This window comes from Halorussus aquaticus, assembly GCF_024218795.1.
GTDB classification, from domain to species: Archaea; Halobacteriota; Halobacteria; order Halobacteriales; family Haladaptataceae; genus Halorussus; species Halorussus aquaticus.
The window spans coordinates 1327543-1346004 of record NZ_CP100400.1 but is presented as its reverse complement, the minus strand read 5'-3'; the positions used below and the strand labels follow the sequence as shown (position 1 = coordinate 1346004).

The window sequence follows — 18462 nt, the reverse complement described above, 5'->3', positions numbered from 1 at the left end:
ACCCGACGTTCAAGCCGCTCCGGGCCGACGCGTCCCGTATGGAGGGAACCCACGTCGTCACCTGTTTCCTCAGGAATCGCGGTGAGGTGCTGTTGCTGCGGCGCTCCGAGGCGGTCGGCTCCTACCCCGGTAAGTGGGGCGGCGTCGCGGGGCACGCCGAAGGCCACCCCGACGCCGGAGGACGGACCGCGTCCTCCGAACCCTCGTCCGCCGACGCTCGCGAGGACGCCGCGGCCCGCGAGGAAATCGAGGAGGAGACCGGTCTACTCGACGCCTGCACGCTGGCCCGAGAAGGCGTCACCTTCGAGTTTACCGACGAGGACCTCGACACGAAGTGGGTCGTCCACCCCTACCTGTTCGACTGCGAGCGCCGGGACGCCGAGACCGACTGGGAGACCGACGAATTCGAGTGGGTTCACCCGACCGAAATCCTCCGGCGCGACGCCGTACCGAACCTCTGGACCGCCTACTCGCGGGTCGCGCCGACCGTCCAGCAGGTCGCCGAGGACGAGGACCGCGGGTCGGCCTCTCTCTCGGTCCGGGCGCTCGAAGTGCTGCGCGACCGGGCGGGGTCCTTCGCCGCGCGGGAGAACGGCAGGTGGTCCCAACTCGCCGCCCTCGCCGAGCGACTCCTCGACGCCCGGCCGAGCATGGCCGCGGTCGGCAACCGCGTGAATCGCGCGATGGCGGCGGCGAGCGACGCGGCCGACGACGAGGCGAGCGACCGCCCCACCGCGGGGGCCGTCGAACGCGCCGCCCGCGAGGGCATCGAGCGCGCCTACCGGGTGGACGAGCGGGCCGCCGCGAACGCCGCGGCGGAGATTCGGAGCGACGCCGTGCTGACGCTCTCTCGCTCGGGGACCGTCCGCGACGCGCTCCTCGCCGCCGACCGCGCGTTCGTCGCCGAGTCGCGCCCGGCCCGGGAAGGCGTCGGCGTCGCCGAGCGACTGGCCGCGGACCCGGACGGTCCTGACGTGACGCTCCACACCGACGCCGCCGTGGCACACGTGCTGGCGACCGAGGACGTGGACGCGCTACTCGTCGGTGCCGACGCCGTCCTGCCGGACGGGCGGGTGGTGAACAAGACCGGGACGCGCGGGGCCGCGCTGGCCGCAGAGCGGGAGGGCGTTCCGGCGTACGCCGTCGCGGCCACCGACAAGGTCCGGACCGACGACGCAGTGCATCTAGAGGAGGGCGACGCCGGAGCGGTGTACGACGGCGACGCCGAAGTCGAGGCGCTGAACCCGACGTTCGACGTGACGCCCGCGGACCTGTTTTCGGGCGTGATTACCGAGCGGGGCGTGTTGGACGAGAGCGGAGTCTCGGCGGTCGCCGACGAACTCCGCGCGCTCTCGGCGTGGCGCGACGGCGAGTGACGGCGGCCCGGAACGACTCCGGCCGAACACTCAACTCGGCGCGCCTCGAAGTCGTACCGATGCCGGTACCGCCCGCAGACCTCTACGACCAGTACGCGGCCGACTTCGACGCTGACACCGGACTCGACGCGTTGCCGGAGACGTTCCGCGACCTCCTCGACTCGTTCGTCGATTCGCTCGGCGGTCCGACCGTCCTCGACGCGGGGTGCGGACCCGGCCGCGACGTCGAGTACTTCCTGACCCGCGGCCTCGACCCGGTCGGCATCGACCGCGCACGCGGCATGGTCGAGTACGCCCGCGAGAACCGTCCCGGCCGATACCTCCAGATGGACATCCGCCGACTCGGGTTCGAGAGCGACCGATTCGACGGACTCTGGTGTCCCGCGTCGCTGTTCTTCCTCCCGCCCGAGGAGATGGCGACGGCGCTGAGCGAGTTCGCGCGCGTGCTTCGGCCCGACGGGGTCGCGCGACTCGGGTTCAAACTCGGCGACGGGCGGGTCGAAGTCGAGAAGTGGGACGCGACGACGGTAGAGTATCACGTCTCCGAGAACGAGGCGCGGGGGTTGCTCGAAGCGGCCGGGTTCCGCGCGGAGTCGGTTTCGGTGGACGCGGTCTCACCGGAACGGACGTTCGCGAACTTCCGCTGTCGCGAGGCGGGCCAGTCGTAGAACGCTCTCGCCCCCGCGTCCGACAAGGATGGATTCATCACGCTCCGGGCGGTAGCACTACTCGGTGGCGATGAAGAAAGTTACCCCCTCCGAGCCCCTTGTGACGAGGAACTTCCACCGAGCCACCGTCCGATAATTCGCGGTACAGCGGGGTTTCTACGAGTAGAACTAGGTCTCGATACGCCTGACAGGTAGTGATGAGTCCGGGAAACCAAGTTAGGTCGTCTCGCGAGACGGACGATAGTTCCCCGACCCGAAGATTCAACCGCCGAGACTCCGGACACCCAGCCATGCAGGTACGCCGTCTCGGCATCCACGACTCCGTGAGCGCCGTCTTCCCACCGGAACGACTCCGCGACGCGCTGTCGGACCTCGGTAGCGAGGCGCGTCGCGCCTCGGACACGAGCGGGGAGCAGAGCGACCCGCGAGTCGCGGTCCCGGTCGTCGGCGACGACGAACTCGGCGACTGCGACGCGGTCGTGACGTTCGGGTACAGCGACGCCTTCCTCGACGCGGACCTCGACTGGATTCACTCGATTCAGGCCGGGTACGACCGCTTCCCGCTGGACGCCCTCGAAGAGCGGGGCGTCACCCTGACCAACAGCACCGGCATCCACGACACCAGCGTCGGCGAGTTCGCGGTCGGCCTGATGCTGTCGTTCGCGCGCCGCCTCCACACCTACGTCCGCGCGCAGACGGACCGCGAGTGGCACCACCCCGCGTGGGACGAACCGTTCACGCTCGACGGCGAGCGCCTCTGCGTCGTCGGACTCGGCACCCTCGGACGGGGAATCGCCGAGCGCGCCGACGCCCTCGGGATGGACGTGGTCGGCGTCCGGCGCTCGGGCGAACCCACGCCCCACACCGAAGCGGTCTACACGCCCGACGACCTCCACGAAGCCATCGCGGGCGCGAAGTTCGTCGCGCTGGCGGTCCCGCTGACCGACGAGACCACCGGGATGGTCGGAGCCGAGGAGTTCGCGGCGATGAACGACGACGCCTACCTCGTCAACGTCGCCCGCGGGCCGGTGGTCGTGCAGGAGGAACTCGTGGCGGCGCTCCGTGACGACGACATCGCGGGCGCGGGACTGGACGTGTTCGAGGAGGAACCGCTGCCGGAGGACTCGCCGCTCTGGGACTTCGAGGAGGTCCTCGTGACGCCCCACCGCGCCGCGGCCGAGCGAGACTACTTCCGACACATCGCGGGATTGGTCCGCCAGAACGTCGAGCGCGTGGAGTCTGGCGACGAGATGACGAACAGGGTCGTCTGAGGCAGTTCTGTTCCCCGCGGTCCGGCGGCGTCCCCTCGAACGGAGTCACTCTCGCGGCGTCGTCCCTCGCGAGAAGAGTTATTCTCTCGGCGTCATCCCCGCGTGTTCGTCGGCCGCCCGCACGCGCCACAGCCGCGCGCGGAGGTCGTCGGGCATCGCGGGCACCCTGAGGTCGGGGACCCGGTCGAGTTCGTCGGGCGCGACCGGGAACTGCCGGAGGTCCTTGTGGAGCGCGATACCGGCGTACGCGCCGTCGCCGATGGCGATAGGCGTCTGGTTCTCGCCGTGGGTCAGGTCGCCGACGGCGTAGACGCCCGGGACGCTGGTCTCGCGGTCCTCGTCCACCGCCACGGCACCGTCGTCGCGGAGGTCGCACCCGAGTTCCGCGGCGAGGTCGTTGTTGTACTCCCTGCCGTAGACGGCGAACCCGCCGCCGTACTCGCGTGTGTGGCCGTCGGCGAACTCCAGACCGCCGAGCCACGGGGCGTCGTCGCCGGTGCTGTGGTCAGAGTCCTCTGCGGCGAAGGCGTGGTCCACGCGGTCCTCGACCACCGCGACCGGATGGGCCTCGACCTGCGCGGCCACGTCGTCGCTCCATGCGGGGTCCTCGTCGTTCAGCAGGAGGTCCACCTCGTCGGTGAAGTTGAGCAGGAGCATCGCCACCTCGGCCGCGTGGTCGTCGTGACCGAGGACGAACACGGGTTCGTCGCCGAGGGTGTAGGCGTCGCAGTGGACGCAGTAGTGGAGACCCCGGCCGGTGAACCGGCGGAGGTCACGGACCCGCGGGGGCACGTCGGTGAACCCGGTGGCGAGGACCACGCGGTCGGCCCGGAGTGCGACGTTCTCGGCGTTCACCCGGAACTGGGTGTCGTCGCTCTCGTTCTCGAACTCGGTCGCGGCGGCCCGGTCGCGTTCGACCTCCTCAACCGCGCGCACGTCGTCACAGTAGTAGTCAGCGCCGTACTCTTCGAGTTGGTCGATGGCGAGTTCGGTCACGTCGCGTCCGGAGGTCTCCTCGGAGACGCCGACGAGGTTGTGGACGAACGAGATCGACTCGTACCGGCCGCCCTCGCGGTTGACCAGCGCGGTCCGGTGGCCGAGGCGGGTCGCGTAGAGCGCGGTCGTGAGGCCCGCGGGGCCGCCGACGACGACGACGACCTCGTAGGCCGGGGTCTGAGCCATTGGGTGCGATTGCGTCGTGACGTAGTTTGACTTTGGGGCCGGGCGGTCCGGTGGGACGGTCCGTTCTGGCGTGAGTAGGCGAGTCGATGGCGAGCGTGGTAGGCGTGACTGCCAGCGAACTGCCCGAAACGGAAGCGACCGACTACGAGAAGAACTTCAGCAGGTCGTCGCGCTTCTGCTCGTGGAGGTGGTCCTTCACGGCCTCGTTCAGCGCGTCGATGTTGCCCCGTTTGGCGCTGATGGGCGCGATCGTGTCCTGCCACTGCTTCCACGGCGGATGCAGACCGAGGCGGTCGCAGAGTTCGTTCAGGCGCTCGTCCTCGTCGTCTACCTTGTCCATCTTGTTGACCGCGACGACGACCGGGATGTCCACGTCACGGAGGAAGTAGAACATCTCCACGTCGTAGGGCACCTCGTCCTCGCCCGAGTGGCGGTCGATGATGTCCACCGCGCTCTTGCCGTCCACGACGAGGACGCCCACGAGTATCTTGTCGGCGTTGTCCTCGACGTAGCGCACGATGTCGGTCTTTATCTGCTCGCGTTGCTCCTCGGGCACGCCGGACATGAAGCCGAACCCCGGCAGGTCGGTCAGCACGAAGTCGTCGCTGGCCCAGTCGTAGTGGTTGGGCGACCGCGTGACGCCGGGTTTGCTCCCCGTGTCGAAGGTGTGGCCCGTCAGCTCGCGCATCAGCGTGGACTTCCCCACGTTCGACCGGCCGACGAAGACGACTTCCGCGTCGCGGCCCGGGCGACTCTCGAACATACCCCTGCTTGGGCGTGACGATGTTTAACGGGCGCGGTTCCACCGAATCGGCGTCCGTCGGGGCAGTCGGTGCTCTCGACGGACTGCAACAGTTCTGTTGGCGCGACTTATTTACACCTTCCGTGCCATCTCCGAACATATGCGGCTCGTGCAGGTTTCGATTCCGGCGGGCAAGCGGGAGTTAGTCTCCGACGTGCTCGACTCCGAGGGGATCGATTACATGTTGACCGACGAGACCAGCGGCCGGGAGTACACCGCCATCGCTTACTTCCCGCTGCCGACGAACGCCGTCCAGCCGATTCTGGACAAGTTGGAGGACGCCGGACTCGGCGACGACCCCCACGCGGTCATCATCGACGCGGAGACCGACACCTCCCGTCGGTTCGAGGAACTGGAGAAGCGGTACACCGATGACAGCGACGCGTCCGAACACATCGCTCGCGAGGAGATAACGACCAAGGCCCGCGAGATGGTGCCGGAGTTACAGACCTATCTGGCGATGACCATAATCAGTGCGGTCGTCGCCACCGCGGGGCTACTGCTGGACTCGGCGGCGGTCGTCGTCGGGTCGATGGTCATCGCCCCGCTCATCGGTCCGGCGATGGGCACGAGCGTCGGCACCGTCCTCCGCGACCGCGAACTGTTCCGCGAGGGCGTGAAGTTCCAGTTCATCGGCGGGTTCGCCGCCATCGCGAGTTCGACGCTGTTCGCGTTCGGCGTGCGATACGGCTTCCTCGTCCCGCCGGGGACGAACATCTTCGCCATCTCGCAGGTGAGCGGGCGACTCACCCCCGACTTCCTCTCGCTGGTGGTCGCGCTCGGCGCTGGCGCGGCGGGCGTGCTGAGTCTCGCCTCCGGGGTCTCCGTGGCGCTCGTGGGCGTCATGATAGCCGCGGCGCTCGTGCCGCCCGCCGCCGCGGTCGGCGTCGCCATCGCGTGGGGCCAACCGATGGCCGCGGTCAGTTCGCTCGTGCTGGTCCTCGTCAACCTCCTCTCCATCAACCTCTCCGGACTGCTCGTGCTCTGGTATCTCGGCTACCAGCCCCGGAGCTGGTTCGAACTCAGCGAGACCCGAACGACGCTGTTCAAGCGCATCGGCGTCCTCGTGGTCGCCATCGCCCTCCTCTCGGTGTTCCTCGGCGGCGTCACCTACGCCACCATCGAGAACGCGACGTTCCAGAACGAGGCCCAGAACGAGATCGACACCGCCCTCTCACAGGAGGGGACACCGAAGCTACTCAACGTCGATTTCGAGGGGAACAGAGCACCGCCGTTCGGGCAATCGAAACAGGTGATAGTCACGGTCGGCCGAGCGCCCGGCGAAGAGTACCCCCGATTGGCCGAGCGACTGAAACAGCGCATCCGGCGCAGTACCGGCCGGACCGTGAGCGTACAGGTCCGGTTCGTCGAGATAGACGCCGCGTAGGTCAAACCGCGGTTTCACTCAAGCGGACCTTTTTCTCGGCCCCCGTCGTATCAGGGAGCGATGTACAAGGGAGTATTCGCAACCGTGGGGGTCGCCCTCCTGCTAGTGACTGCCGGATGCGTCGGGAGCGTCGCCCCGACCGCCGACGCGAGCGCACAGACCCAACAACCCGACCGCGGCGGCAAGACCATCGGCGTCTCCGCGACCGGGCAGGCCGCGGCCACGCCCGACCAAGCCGTCGTGCGTGTCGCGGTCGTCGCCAGCGACGACGACGCGAACGTGGTCCGCGAGTCGCTCGCGGAGAACGTCACGCGGATGCGCGAGGCGCTCGGACAGGCGGGCGTCGCCGACGACCAGATCCGGACGGTCGCGTACAACATCGAACAGGAGTACCGCGAGGAAGGCGGCGAGCGGCGGCCCGCCGGGTTCCGAGGCGTCCACGCCTTCGAGATTACGCTGTCGAACGCGAGCAGGGCGGGCGCAATCATCGACGCGGCGGTCTCGAACGGGGCCGACCGCGTGGACGGCGTCGAACTCACGCTGTCCGAGGAGCGACGGAGGGAGGTCCGCGCCGAGGCGCTCCGGGACGCGATGGACAGCGCCCGCGCGAACGCCGACGTCATCGCCGAGAGCGCGAACCTGACCATCACCGGCGTCCACAGCGCCTCGACCGGCGACGTGAGTTACAGTCCCGTGAGGGCCGAATCGCTCTCCGCGGACGCCGCCGGACAGTCCGGAACCCAAATCGAGTCCGGACCGGTGACGGTCGTCGCGCAGGTGCAAGTGACCTACAACGCGACCGGCGCGTAGGACCCCTCCGGCGCGACCGGGATATCGGTCCGTAGCGCCCCCGCAGGCGGCCTGAATGTTTTTGCGTCGGTACGCCGTGGCTCTGCTGTGCGACTGATACACGTCCTGATTCCGGACGAGCGACGCGGCCCGGTTCTGGGCGCGCTCGACTCGAAGGAGATAGACTACGCCGTTCTCGAAACCGACGAGCGAACGAGCGAGGAGGTACTCGTGGAGTTTCCCCTGCCGAGCGACGGGGTCGGCGACGTGATGGACGCACTCAACGATGCCGGTCTCGAAGAGGACCAGTACACCGTCATGGCGAACGCCGAGACCGCTTCCACCCCGAACATGGAGCGGTTGGAGGACAGGTACTCCGACGACTTCGACCCGCTGACTCGGAAGGAACTCCGGTCGAAGGCCCGCGACATGGCTCACGACCGGACGTCGTTCGTCTGGATGATATTCCTGAGCGCCATCATCGCCACCGCGGGCCTGCTGCTCGACTCGCCCGCAATCGTGGTCGGGTCGATGGTCATCGCGCCGATGGTCGGGCCGGTCCTCACCGCGAGCGTCGGCGCGGTCACCGGCGACAGAGAGATGCTCGTGGACAGCATCAAGTTACAGGCGATAGGACTCGGCGTCGCCGTCGTGACCGCGCTGGCGTTCGGCTACGTTCTCAGGACGTTCTCGTTCGTTCCCCAGTTGCGAATCACCGCTCTCGGGCAGATTAGCTCGCGGGTCGCGCCGAGTCTGCTGACCGTGGCGGTCGGTCTCGCCGCGGGGAGCGCCTCCGCGTTCGGACTCACGACGAAGGGACCGACCTCGCTCATCGGCGTCATGATCGCCGCGGCACTGATTCCGGCGGCGGCGACCGCAGGCATCGCCGTCATCTGGGGGTTTCCCGTCGTCGCGGCGGGGTCGCTGGTCCTCCTGCTCATCTCGCTCATCGGCATCAACGTCGCCGCGTTCTCCACGCTCCGGTACCTCGGCTATCGACCGAACGGATTCGAGCCGGGGCTCTGGGAGTTCGACAGTCGAAAACAGACCGCGACGGTCGCGGTCGGAGTCGCGGTGCTCCTCCTCGTCGTGGGAGCCACGACGTTCGCCACGTATCAGCAGATTACCTACCAACAGACCATCAATCGGGAGATCAGTTCGGTGCTTCAGGACCCGGCGTACGCGAACCTCACCTACGTCCAGACCTCCACCGAGTACGCGTTCAGCGGCGGCCTGTTAGAGACCGAGTCGGTCACGGTGACTATCAGTCGCACGTCCGACCGGGAGTATCCCGAACTGGCGAATCGGCTCCAGCAGCGGTTGAACGCCGCGACGGGCCAGAATCCGTCGGTTCGGGTTCACTTCGTGGACTACGAGACCGCGAACACCACGCAGGGGTCGCTCGACGCGCCCCGTCCCGCGGTCTACTCCCGGTCCTCGAAGGGGAGTTCGGGTTCGTACCCGACCGCCTCGACGGCGTCGTCCAGCACGCCGTCCACGTTCTCGCCGCTCTCGACGCTCATGTAGGCGTCGGCCTCCACGTCCGTCGAGAGGTCCGACTTGTTGCAGACGGTGAGGACCGGTACGTCTCCGAAACGCTCGGCGATGGCGTCCCGGAGTTCGAGTTGGGCGTCGAGGGGGTAGCCGCAGTACCCGCTGGCGTCCACGACGAAGAGGATGGCGTCGGCGAGGTGGGTGAGCGCCGAGACCGCCTGATTCTCGATGTCGTTGCGCTCGTCCTCGGGTCGGTCCAGCAGGCCGGGCGTGTCCACTATCTGGTAGCGGATGTGGTCGCGCTCGAAGTGGCCGACGCGGACGCCCTTGGTCGTGAAGGGGTACTCCGCGATTTCGTTCCGGGCGTTCGTGACCGCGTTGACGAACGACGACTTGCCGACGTTGGGGTATCCGGCCACGACGATGGTCGGTTCGTCCGGGTCGATTTCGGGGAGTCGCCGGAGGTCCTGATGGGCCTGTCCGACCCGCAGGAGGTCGTCTTCGACCTCTTCGACGATGTCCGCGAGGCGGGCGAACCCCTGCTTGCGAATCTTGCGGTCGGCGTCGGCGTCGCCGGTGAGTTTGCCCTGATACTCCCGTCCGATGTCGTGGGTCTTCCTGCTGGCCCACTGGATTTCGGAGAGGCTCTGGCGCAGTTCGTTCACGTCCACGATGGCGTCGGCGAGTTCGTAGTAGAAGGGGTCCACCTCGTCGAAGTCCGGCCACTCCGCGGCGACGTTCTGCATGTTGTCGCTCAGGATGTTGGACGCCGTCTGGAGCATCGACTGCTGGGCCTCGGTCCCGTTCTTGGCCCGTCCCGCCCGCGCGGCCCGCGAGAACGCCTTGTCGATGAGTTCCTCCGACGTGGGTGTCGTCGGTAGGTTCTCGAAAATCATAGGCATAGGTAGGGTCTCGCGGGATTAAAAGGGCGTCCATACGAGCGCGGCCCCGGTTCGGACGTGCGGACGGTTGCAGTACGGGTTTCTGCCGGATGGAGCGACAGCGGGAAATGTTTCAGTTCGACCTACAGCGCCACCGAGGAATCTCGGCTACGACCCCGCACCACTAAGTACCACGTTGTTTTACCACCAGCTAATGAGCAGAGGGAGCCGACCATCTGCGACCGAGACGCGGACGCCAGCACCGGTCGAGAAGCCAGTCGCGCTCACCGTCGCCGGGAGCGATTCGGGCGGCGGCGCGGGCGTGCAGGCGGATCTGAAGACAATCGAGGCCCACGACGCGTTCGGGACGAGCGCCGTGACCGCGGTCACGGCCCAGCACACGCGCGGCGTCGAGTCCACCCACGTCCTGCCCGCCGAGGAGGTCGCGGCCCAAATCGACGCCGTGACCGGCGACTTCGGCGTGCGGGCGGCCAAGACGGGGATGCTCGCCACTGCAGAAATCGTCGGGGTCGTCGCAGACCGCGCCGCGAGCGCGGCCTTCCCCGTCGTCGTGGACCCGGTGATGGTCGCGACCTCCGGCGACAGACTGCTCGACCGCGAGGCCGAGGCGGCGTACGAGGAACTGATTTCTGCGGCCGCGCTGGTGACGCCCAACGCCGACGAGGCCGCGGTCCTGACCGGCGTGACGGTCGAGAGCCGCGAGTCCGCGGTCGAGGCTGGCGAGGAACTGCTGGCGATGGGTGCCGACGCCGCGCTCGTCAAGGGCGGCCACGTCGGAGGCGACGCGCTTCAGGACGTGCTGGTGACGCCGGACGGGACCCGAACCTTCGAGCATCCCCGCGTCGAGACCGACGCGACCCACGGGTCCGGATGTGCGCTCTCGGCGGCCGTCGCGGCGCGTCTCGCCCGCGGCGACGCCCTCGCGGAGTCCGTCGAGGCGGGCGTGGACGTCGTGACTCGCTCAATTCGCTACCACCTCGACGTGGGCGAGGGACCGGGCGCGGTCCACCACGGCGTCGAGCGGCGGAACCGGGCGGCGCGCGAACCGACCGCGGAGGCGGTCCGTGAAGTCGTCCAGACGTTCGTGGAGGCCGACGTGTCGGCCCTCGTACCGGAGGTCGGAATGAACGTCGTCGGCGCGACGCCCTACGCCGAATCGGTCGGCGAGACCGCCGCCGTGGAAGGGCGTATCACGCGGACGTTCTCCGGCGTGAAACCGAACCGGGGCGTGCGCTTCGGCGCGTCGAGCCACGTCGCGCGCTTCCTGCTCGCCTGTCGGGAGTTCGACCCCGACCTCCGGTTCGCGGTGAACTGCCGGTTCGACGCGGACGTGGAGGCCGCGCTGGAGCGTCTGGACTGGGCGGTCGCCGCGTACGACCGCGGCGCGGAACCGGACGAGGTGAAGAAGCGCGAAGGATCCACGATGCAGTGGGGTGCCAGACGGGCCTTCGAGTCGGTCGAGGGGACCCCGGTCGCCGTCGTGGACCGGGGCGAAGTCGGGAAGGAGGCCATGACGAAAGTGGTGGCCGAGGACGGCGAGGAGTTGGCCGAGCGCGTGCTGACGTTACTGGACGCGCACTGAGCGTCGCTTCGACCGTCGCATCGGAGTCGCTTCGACCGCACTACTGTTACCAGAGCGCGACGTAGGACGCGTATGTCCGATTCCGACGACGACGGCGAGGACCTCGCGGCGCTCGTCGCGGACCTGCACGACCACCTCGAAGCGACCGCCGAGTTGCCGGTCGAAGCGCGGGCGAGTCAGTGGCTGGGCGAGGCCGAGGCGGTCTGCGAGGACGCGACCGGTCCGGACGTACCCGAGGCGGTCGTCGAGAAGCGCGTCGGGCAGGTCGGGATGCTGCTCTCGAACGTCGAATCGACCGGAAACGACGCGGCCGACGAACGCGTCGCCGCGGCGCGCGAACTGGTCGAAGAAATCGAGTCGCGGCTGTGAGTCGGGAGCGCCGTCAGGCCGCCTGCTGCATCATCTGGCGGCACGACTCGGCGCAGTCGTCCAGCACGTCGGCACAGACCTGACAGTGGTCCTGGTCGTGACGCCGACACTCCTCGGCGCACTCTTCGCAGGCCCCGGCGCAGGCCTCCGCGAGTTGGGTGCTGTAGTTGGAGTTACGCGCCATGAACCGCGCGTGTTCGCTGGCGAGGTCGGCCACGTCCCGACAGAGGCGGATGCACTTGGACATGTCCATGTCCTCGTCGAGACACTGGTCGGCGCACCACTCGCAGGCCTGCATCGCTTCGAGGCAGTTGTCCATGCACTCCTCGGCGGTGTCGTTCAGTTCGAGTTCTGCTAGTGCCATCGCATCTGGGTGACACGATAGCGAGCGACTTACGCTCGGTGGCTAAAACGGGGTGAGGTCGTTCGTTTCGGCTCCTGTCGGAGTCGTCACGCCCCCATCTCGGTCCCCATCTTCGCGGGGTTCATCATCCCCTCCTTGACGCCGAAGTGAATGAGCAGGAGGTTGACCGGATAGGCCGCGAGGAGGCCCAGCGTCAGTGAGAACACCAGCGAGGTCCAGAACAGCACGTCGCCCAGTCCGGCCTCGCCCGCCAGCCAGATGTCGCTGCTGATGGCGACGATTTCCATCACGGTGATGCTCGCGGTCTCGGAGTAGAAGGCGTCCCAGAGCGCCTCTCGCAGGCCGACCCCCTCCTGCAGGAGCGGGCCGACCGTCATGAGATAGCCGAAGAAGTACGCCAGCGCGAAGGTGAGGACGACGACGCCCGTCGTCTTGAACGCGAACAGACCGACCGCGATGGAGAAGCCCAGCACCTCGCCGGTTCCACAACCCGAGTAGCAGTGGCTGACCGACCGGAACCCCTTCCGCCAGAGCGAGTCGCGGTCTATCTGGGCCCGGCCCGAGTACCAGTAGCCGACGAGACCCAGCGGCCCGGAGTACAGCACGGTGAAGCCCCAAACGAACTTCATGAGGCTCTTCAGTTCCGTGTTGTTCGTCCGGAGGTCCCAGACGAGGACGCCGAGCGACAGCGCGACGACGACGGCCCACACCGCGAGGACGGTGGGGTTCGTCAGCACGTTCTGGAGCGCCTGTTGGATACCCATGTACGTCGATACGGCTCTCGCGTTTTACCGGGTTGTGGCTAATCCGCAACGCTATTCCGAGGGGTTTTTCGACGTATTCCTCACCGTCTCCCGTCATTAACCTTATTTTCTGAGCTATATTCCGAGTTCAGAGCGTAGAATCGAAGGGGAAAGTCCGAAAAGGAGCGCTCCCCTAGTGACGTACATGGCGAAACAGATAACCGTCGAAGGCATGAGCTGTGGCGGCTGCGAGGAGAACGTCGAGAACGCGCTGCGGGACCTGCCGGGCGTGACCGACGCAGAGGCCGACAACGAGCGCGACAGCGTGACGGTCGAAGGGGAGGCCTCCGACGAGGACATCGCGGCCGCGGTCGAGGACGCCGGGTACACGGCGAAGGTGTAGTCGAAACTTCGTCCGCGAACCGGAAGTCCTCACCAACGACTATTCGTACGCGAACCGTTGAACGGCACGGACCGTATTTCGCTCTGACCGCGATTTTGCGAACTCTGAAAGCGAACGAACGTCGATTATCGCGTCACCGTGAGACGGGTTCGACGACGCCTCGGCTTCGCTACCGACCTCGAACACCGCCGGGTTGGTGTGGCCCTCGTTCCAGAACCACACCCACTTTGCGGTGGGATTCTCCGAGTGGTCTTCACGTCGCACGTTCGGCTGAGAGTACGACCAGCGCAGACCAACATTGCGCACGCCAAGGAACATGGAGGTCCGATAACTGCCGTTTCGTAGTCCGGCCGGTTCGTGTGCGGTCAGGCTGATTCGATTGGCGTATCCTTGGTTCCAGTCGTGGGACGCAATCGAACGACGATTCATCCACTGCTCGTCGGTATCGAACTGAGTGAATCCCGGGTAGACGTTCAAGTTCTGTCTGGCCGCCAACAGATTTCGGTCGAGCCCGGCGTCGTAGTGATACACGTCTACCACCGATACGACGCTTCCATACGGGGACTTACGAACGTCCAACGTACCGCCGGTAAGGAACCGCCACGCTTCGTCAGACTGGTCCTGGATGTCACCGGTGTAACCCCAACCAGATTCGTGACGCGTCGTCTCGGGTCGGGACTCCGTTTCGGTAGCAGTGGCGGTCATAGATTCGGCCAGTCGTTTCCTCTGCTCCCGTGCCGTCTTGTGGATGTTTCGGACCTCGTCCTCCACGAACCCGGGAGTCCCGTCGGCCGCCTCGGTCGTCGTCTCCACGAGTCCCTCCGTCGTCTCGATGTCTTCGGAGGTGACAGTTTCTTCAGTCGTCGTTGTCGGCTCCTCGACTGTCTCGGTCGTCGTCCTCTCGAACGCTTCGGTCGTCGTTTCCTCAGTCGTCGTCGTTTCGGCCACCTCCTCAGTCGTCGTCGTTTCGGCCACCTCCTCAGTCGTCGTTTCCCCTGTCGTCGGAATCCGGCTTCTGTCGTACATACCCCCGATGTAGTACCGACTACGCCCGTCCGGGGCAATTTTGTATACGAACGCCATAATCGCGGGGTCGCGTCGGAATCGGAACTCGCCGACGCTAATCGGTGCGTTGCCGTACTGCTTCCTGTAGTCGTCTATCGCATCTCGTTGAATTCGGTTCACCTCGTCCAGCGTGAGCGGGTCGTTCCGCCAACCCTTGACATCGACCAGAATCCCGTCTCTCGCCTGTTCCACGTCCACGGTGTGCGACGAGAGGAACGGCATGCCACAGATGCCTGCCAAGAACGCTCGTCTGCTTGTTCGGTCCATGACGAACGGTCACCCCCAACGCGGAAGGACCACTACGACCGACTAATCAGTTTCGTCGTCAGTACACGATTGTACGCCTCCACGATTTACAGGGTTCGATGGCGGAAGTACCCCGAGCGCCGTCCGTTAGCGCGGGCGGTTACGTCACTCGTGCGTCGGTGATTTCCCCACGTATCAGTGGTGGTTCAAACCGACACTGCCATCGTCGAAGTACAGCGGGATGACTCCGATGCAACCCGGACCGTTTTAGTCGTCGTCGCCCCTGTCTCCCGATGATGACTCTACTCTCGCGTTCGTCCCTCCGGGGAGGTGGCCGCCGTGTCCGAGGCTGACGCCGAGGCGACCGGCATCGTCGGCGAGTTCCTCTCGCTCAAGGCCGAGACCGACGCCGACTTCCTCGTGATGCAGGTCGGCGACTTCTACGAGTTCTTCGGCGAGGACGCCGAGACGGTCGCGGACCTGCTGGACCTGAAGGTCTCCCAGAAGTCCAGCCACGGGTCCAATTACCCGATGGCAGGCGTCCCGGTGGACAAACTCACGCCCCACCTCAAGCAGTTGGTCGAGCGGGGCTACCGCGTCGCCATCGCCGACCAGTACGAGACCGACGACGGCCACGCCCGCGAGATTACGCGGGTCGTGACCCCGGGTACCCTGCTGGAGACGACCGACGCCGACGCCCAGTATCTGGCCGCGGTCGTCCGGGTCTCGCCGGAGCGCTACGGTCTCGGCGTGGCCGACGTGACCACCGGCAGGTTCCTCGTGACGGAGGTCACCGGCGAGGACGCCGACGCCGCGACCGACCGGGTGTTCACCGAACTGTACCGGTTCGACCCCGCCGAAGTCCTGCCCGGCCCCGAGGTCCGCAACGACGACGCGTTCCTCGACCGGATTCGCGAGCGCACCGACGCGACGCTCACGCTCCATCAGGCCGACGCGTTCGCGCCGGGTCGGGCGACCCACGAGACGAAGGCGCAGTTCGGGCAGGAGACCCTCGCCAGCGTCGGTCTCGACGATACGGCGGGAGCGAGCAGGCGGAACGAGAACCCGCAGGTGCAGGCCGCGGGCGCGCTGCTCTCGTACGTCGAGGAGACCGGGACCGGCGTCAAGGCCTCGATGACGCGCCTGCAGTCCTACGAGGGCGACGACCACGTCTCGCTCGACGCGACGACCCAGCGCAACCTCGAACTCACCGAGACGATGCAGGGCGACCGCGACGGGTCGCTGTTCGACACCATCGACCACACGGTGACGAGTCCGGGCAAGCGCCTGCTGAAGGAGTGGCTCCAGCGACCCCGACAGGACCTGCCGACCCTCCGCAGGCGGGGCGACGGCGTGGCCGCGTTCGCCGACTCCGCGCTGGCCCGCGAGACGGTCCGGGAGACGCTCGACGGGGCCTACGACCTCGAACGACTGGCGAGCAAAGCGGCCCACGGGAGCGCGGACGCTCGCGACCTCCTGCGAGTGCGCGAGACCCTCGCGCTCTTACCAGAAGTCGCCGACGCCGTCGCCAGCGACCCCACGCTGTCGGAGTCGCCGCTCGCGGAAATCGTCACGCGACCGGACCGCGAGGCGGCCGCCGCCCTCCGCGACGAGTTGGACGCGCTCGCGGACGACCCGCCGGGAACCGTCACGGAGGGCGGCCTGTTCCGCCGGGGCTACGACGACGAGTTGGACGAGATTATCGACCGCCACGAGGAGGCCGAGGAGTGGCTGGCGACGCTGGACGACCGCGAGAAGCGAAAGACCGGAATCGGGCACCTCCAAGTGGACCGCAACAAGACCGACGGCTACTACATTCAGGTCGGGAACTCCGAGACGGGGAAGGTTCCTGACCGCTACGACCGACTCAAGAGCCTGAAGAACTCCGAGCGCTACACCACCGACGAGTTGGACGAGCGCGAGCGCCAGATATTCCGCCTCGAAGAGCGCCGGGGCGAACTGGAGTACGAACTGTTCGGCGACCTGCGGGAGGGGGTCGCCGAGCGCGCCGACCTCCTGCAGTCGGTGGGACGCGCCCTCGCGGAACTCGACGCCCTCGCCAGCCTCGCGGTCCACGCCGTCGAGAACGACTGGGTCCGACCCGAACTCACCGAGTCGGGGGACCTCCGCATCGACGCGGGCCGCCACCCCGTGGTCGAGCGCACGACCGAGTTCGTCCCGAACGACCTCCGGATGGACGGGGCGCGCGCGTCCTCGTCGTCCGACCGGACGGCCTCCTCGTCGGCCCCGGCGACTTCGCCGTCCGACCGCGAATCCGCCGCCGGACGCGACGGCGAACGCCGGTTCCTCGTCGTCACGGGACCCAACATGTCGGGCAAATCGACGTACATGCGACAGGCCGCGCTGATAACCCTGCTCGCCCAGATCGGGAGCTTCGTCCCGGCCGACGCCGCGGAGGTCGGGGTCGTGGACGGCATCTACACCCGCGTCGGCGCGCTTGACGAACTCGCGCAGGGTCGCTCGACGTTCATGGTCGAGATGCAGGAGCTATCGAACATCCTCCACTCGGCCACCGAGGACTCGCTGGTCATTCTGGACGAGGTGGGCCGAGGCACCGCGACCTACGACGGCATCTCCATCGCGTGGGCCGCCACGGAGTACCTCGCCAATCAGGTCGGGTCGAAGACTCTGTTCGCGACCCACTACCACGAACTCACGAGCCTCGCCGACCGACTCCCCGGCGTCCAGAACGTCCACATCGCCGCGGACGAGTCGGACGGCGACGTGACCTTCCTCCGAACCGTCGAGGACGGGCCGACGAATCGCTCGTACGGGATTCACGTCGCGGACCTCGCCGGGGTGCCCGAACCGGTGGTCGAGCGCTCGCGCGACGTCCTCCGGCGACTCCGCGAGGACGAGGCCATCGACGTGCGCGGCGGCCAGAGCGGCGACGGAGGCGGCCAGCGCGGCGGCGAGAGCGACCCGCAGCAGGTCGTGTTCGACCTCGGGTCGGGGCAGTTCCGCGGGGGCGACGACGCGGGTGGAGACGGCGCAGGCGGGAGCGACGATGCGGGGTCAGTGGATGTGGAGTCGGTCGATACGCAGTCGGTGGACCCGGAGACGGAAGCCGTGGCGGAGGCGGTGAAGGACACGGACCTGAGCGACACCTCACCCATCGAGTTGATGAACCGGGTTCAGGAGTGGCAAGAGCGGTTGCGAGAGTGACTCGCCGGTACCGAGAGGCGACGCCGGAAGTGTGGGCGTCCGAGACTCGCCGAGGTCTGAAACGGGGTCACACACCACTATCGAAGTGTTTCGTCGCGAAGTCGGTTCCGGGAAGGGGCACCTCTATCGAAGTGTTACCGTTCGGGACGGTACGGACGGAGACACCTCTATCGAAGTGTTCGGTCGTCGGAGGGCGGGGAGCGGCGAAATCGAGAGGCGGTCGCGGGCGCTCGATGGAGGAACTACTCGCCCTACGTAGGTTTTCCTCCCGAGAAATAATCAGAATCGAGATAGGGTGACGGAGATATCGCACAGACGGAACACATCGAACACTTCGATAGAGGTGAGTGTGAGGGTCGTTCGAAGAGGGTGGAAGGAGAGTGAAAGGAGGAGGTGAGGAAGGAGAGAGCAGAAGTTGAGAGAGAACGTTGCGTGAGACCACCTAGCGGCCGAGCACTCCGTCATGGGAGCGGAGCGCGGAACGGTTTCACGAGAGCAGTTTCCCCTCACCGCCGAACGACGGCCTCACATCGACCCCACCCAATCCGCCCGAACACTTCGATAGAGGTGTCTCTGGGTCGGTGGCACTCACAGTACCGGCGGACCGGACACTTCGTCGGGACTCCGAGCGAA

16 protein-coding genes are annotated in these 18462 nt (G+C 67.1%); 10 read left to right on the top strand and 6 right to left on the bottom strand.

All coding sequences use genetic code 11. The features are described from left to right. Nucleotides 1–38 precede the first annotated feature (38 nt). The 3 genes from NGM06_RS06945 (at nt 39) to ddh (ending at nt 3315) form a co-directional block, all read left to right on the top strand. Entirely contained in the window at nt 39–1376 is a 1338-nt protein-coding gene (locus tag NGM06_RS06945) for an eIF2B alpha/beta/delta subunit family protein (protein WP_254269575.1), read from the top strand. Nucleotides 1377–1435: 59 nt separating this feature from the next. Continuing rightward, nucleotides 1436–2044, top strand: a complete 609-nt coding sequence (locus NGM06_RS06940) for a class I SAM-dependent DNA methyltransferase (protein ID WP_254269574.1) — start codon at nt 1436–1438, stop codon at nt 2042–2044. Nucleotides 2045–2334: 290 nt separating this feature from the next. After that, on the top strand, nt 2335–3315 hold the full coding sequence (gene ddh / locus NGM06_RS06935; protein WP_254269573.1) for a D-2-hydroxyacid dehydrogenase: 981 nt from the start codon (nt 2335–2337) through the stop codon (nt 3313–3315). Nucleotides 3316–3393: 78 nt separating this feature from the next. On the opposite strand, the gene NGM06_RS06930 is transcribed toward ddh, so the two are convergent. Both NGM06_RS06930 and engB read right to left on the bottom strand, forming a co-directional pair. Further along, on the bottom strand, nt 3394–4497 hold the full coding sequence (locus NGM06_RS06930) for an NAD(P)/FAD-dependent oxidoreductase (protein WP_254269572.1): 1104 nt from the start codon (nt 4495–4497) through the stop codon (nt 3394–3396). A 142-nt stretch (nt 4498–4639) separates the two neighbouring features. After that, nucleotides 4640–5260: a GTP-binding protein EngB gene (gene engB / locus NGM06_RS06925; RefSeq protein WP_254269571.1), complete on the bottom strand. Its 621-nt coding sequence runs from the start codon at nt 5258–5260 to the stop codon at nt 4640–4642. A 139-nt stretch (nt 5261–5399) separates the two neighbouring features. Between engB and NGM06_RS06920 the strand changes: the two genes are divergently transcribed. The 3 genes from NGM06_RS06920 to NGM06_RS06910 all read left to right on the top strand — a co-directional run bounded on the left by NGM06_RS06920 (nt 5400) and on the right by NGM06_RS06910 (nt 9002). After that, nucleotides 5400–6686 carry a TIGR00341 family protein gene (locus tag NGM06_RS06920; RefSeq protein ID WP_254269570.1) on the top strand — a complete coding sequence of 429 codons (1287 nt, stop codon included), beginning with the start codon at nt 5400–5402 and terminating at the stop codon, nt 6684–6686. 60 nt (nt 6687–6746) lie between these two features. After that, complete coding sequence (locus NGM06_RS06915; RefSeq protein ID WP_254269569.1) at nt 6747–7496, top strand: SIMPL domain-containing protein; 750 nt, start codon at nt 6747–6749, stop codon at nt 7494–7496. An 87-nt stretch (nt 7497–7583) separates the two neighbouring features. Then, the gene (locus NGM06_RS06910; protein ID WP_254269568.1) at nt 7584–9002 is read left to right on the top strand and encodes a TIGR00341 family protein; all 1419 of its coding nucleotides are present in this window, start codon (nt 7584–7586) and stop codon (nt 9000–9002) included. On the opposite strand, the gene NGM06_RS06905 is transcribed toward NGM06_RS06910, so the two are convergent. Continuing rightward, the gene (locus NGM06_RS06905; protein ID WP_254269567.1) at nt 8900–9865 is read right to left on the bottom strand and encodes an NOG1 family protein; all 966 of its coding nucleotides are present in this window, start codon (nt 9863–9865) and stop codon (nt 8900–8902) included. The genes NGM06_RS06910 and NGM06_RS06905 overlap by 103 nt on opposite strands. A 199-nt stretch (nt 9866–10064) precedes the next feature. Between NGM06_RS06905 and thiD the strand changes: the two genes are divergently transcribed. Further along, nucleotides 10065–11453, top strand: coding sequence for a bifunctional hydroxymethylpyrimidine kinase/phosphomethylpyrimidine kinase (gene thiD, locus NGM06_RS06900; protein ID WP_254269566.1), 1389 nt, complete (start codon nt 10065–10067; stop codon nt 11451–11453). 72 nt (nt 11454–11525) lie between these two features. Continuing rightward, the gene (locus NGM06_RS06895) at nt 11526–11822 is read left to right on the top strand and encodes a DUF8152 family protein (RefSeq protein ID WP_254269565.1); all 297 of its coding nucleotides are present in this window, start codon (nt 11526–11528) and stop codon (nt 11820–11822) included. 13 nt (nt 11823–11835) lie between these two features. Here NGM06_RS06895 and NGM06_RS06890 read toward each other — a convergent pair whose 3' ends face one another. Both NGM06_RS06890 and NGM06_RS06885 read right to left on the bottom strand, forming a co-directional pair. Beyond that, nucleotides 11836–12186 carry a four-helix bundle copper-binding protein gene (locus NGM06_RS06890; protein ID WP_254269564.1) on the bottom strand — a complete coding sequence of 117 codons (351 nt, stop codon included), beginning with the start codon at nt 12184–12186 and terminating at the stop codon, nt 11836–11838. 86 nt (nt 12187–12272) lie between these two features. Beyond that, entirely contained in the window at nt 12273–12950 is a 678-nt protein-coding gene (locus NGM06_RS06885; protein WP_254269563.1) for a DUF4396 domain-containing protein, read from the bottom strand. A gap of 184 nt (nt 12951–13134) precedes the next feature. Between NGM06_RS06885 and NGM06_RS06880 the strand changes: the two genes are divergently transcribed. Then, nucleotides 13135–13332: a heavy-metal-associated domain-containing protein gene (locus NGM06_RS06880; protein ID WP_163523801.1), complete on the top strand. Its 198-nt coding sequence runs from the start codon at nt 13135–13137 to the stop codon at nt 13330–13332. A 39-nt stretch (nt 13333–13371) separates the two neighbouring features. Here the strand turns inward: NGM06_RS06880 and NGM06_RS06875 are convergent, their stop codons facing one another. Beyond that, the gene (locus tag NGM06_RS06875; protein WP_254269562.1) at nt 13372–14664 is read right to left on the bottom strand and encodes a hypothetical protein; all 1293 of its coding nucleotides are present in this window, start codon (nt 14662–14664) and stop codon (nt 13372–13374) included. Nucleotides 14665–14973: 309 nt separating this feature from the next. Here NGM06_RS06875 and mutS point away from each other — a divergent pair, with 309 nt between their 5' ends. After that, nucleotides 14974–17829, top strand: coding sequence for a DNA mismatch repair protein MutS (gene mutS / locus NGM06_RS06870; RefSeq protein ID WP_254269561.1), 2856 nt, complete (start codon nt 14974–14976; stop codon nt 17827–17829). Nucleotides 17830–18462 lie beyond the last annotated feature (633 nt).

Bases quoted from the DNA above. Each gene is read 5' to 3' on its own strand.
- NGM06_RS06945 (WP_254269575.1), top strand. From the start codon at position 39: ATGGAGGGAACCCACGTCGTCACCTGTTTCCTCAGGAATCGCGGTGAG.
- thiD (WP_254269566.1), top strand. From the start codon at position 10,065: ATGAGCAGAGGGAGCCGACCATCTGCGACCGAGACGCGGACGCCAGCA.
- NGM06_RS06920 (WP_254269570.1), top strand. From the start codon at position 5,400: ATGCGGCTCGTGCAGGTTTCGATTCCGGCGGGCAAGCGGGAGTTAGTC.
- engB (WP_254269571.1), bottom strand. From the start codon at position 5,260: ATGTTCGAGAGTCGCCCGGGCCGCGACGCGGAAGTCGTCTTCGTCGGC.
- NGM06_RS06890 (WP_254269564.1), bottom strand. From the start codon at position 12,186: ATGGCACTAGCAGAACTCGAACTGAACGACACCGCCGAGGAGTGCATG.
- NGM06_RS06885 (WP_254269563.1), bottom strand. From the start codon at position 12,950: ATGGGTATCCAACAGGCGCTCCAGAACGTGCTGACGAACCCCACCGTC.
- ddh (WP_254269573.1), top strand. From the start codon at position 2,335: ATGCAGGTACGCCGTCTCGGCATCCACGACTCCGTGAGCGCCGTCTTC.
- NGM06_RS06940 (WP_254269574.1), top strand. From the start codon at position 1,436: ATGCCGGTACCGCCCGCAGACCTCTACGACCAGTACGCGGCCGACTTC.
- NGM06_RS06915 (WP_254269569.1), top strand. From the start codon at position 6,747: ATGTACAAGGGAGTATTCGCAACCGTGGGGGTCGCCCTCCTGCTAGTG.
- NGM06_RS06880 (WP_163523801.1), top strand. From the start codon at position 13,135: ATGGCGAAACAGATAACCGTCGAAGGCATGAGCTGTGGCGGCTGCGAG.
- NGM06_RS06930 (WP_254269572.1), bottom strand. From the start codon at position 4,497: ATGGCTCAGACCCCGGCCTACGAGGTCGTCGTCGTCGTCGGCGGCCCC.
- NGM06_RS06875 (WP_254269562.1), bottom strand. From the start codon at position 14,664: ATGGACCGAACAAGCAGACGAGCGTTCTTGGCAGGCATCTGTGGCATG.
- NGM06_RS06895 (WP_254269565.1), top strand. From the start codon at position 11,526: ATGTCCGATTCCGACGACGACGGCGAGGACCTCGCGGCGCTCGTCGCG.
- NGM06_RS06905 (WP_254269567.1), bottom strand. From the start codon at position 9,865: ATGATTTTCGAGAACCTACCGACGACACCCACGTCGGAGGAACTCATC.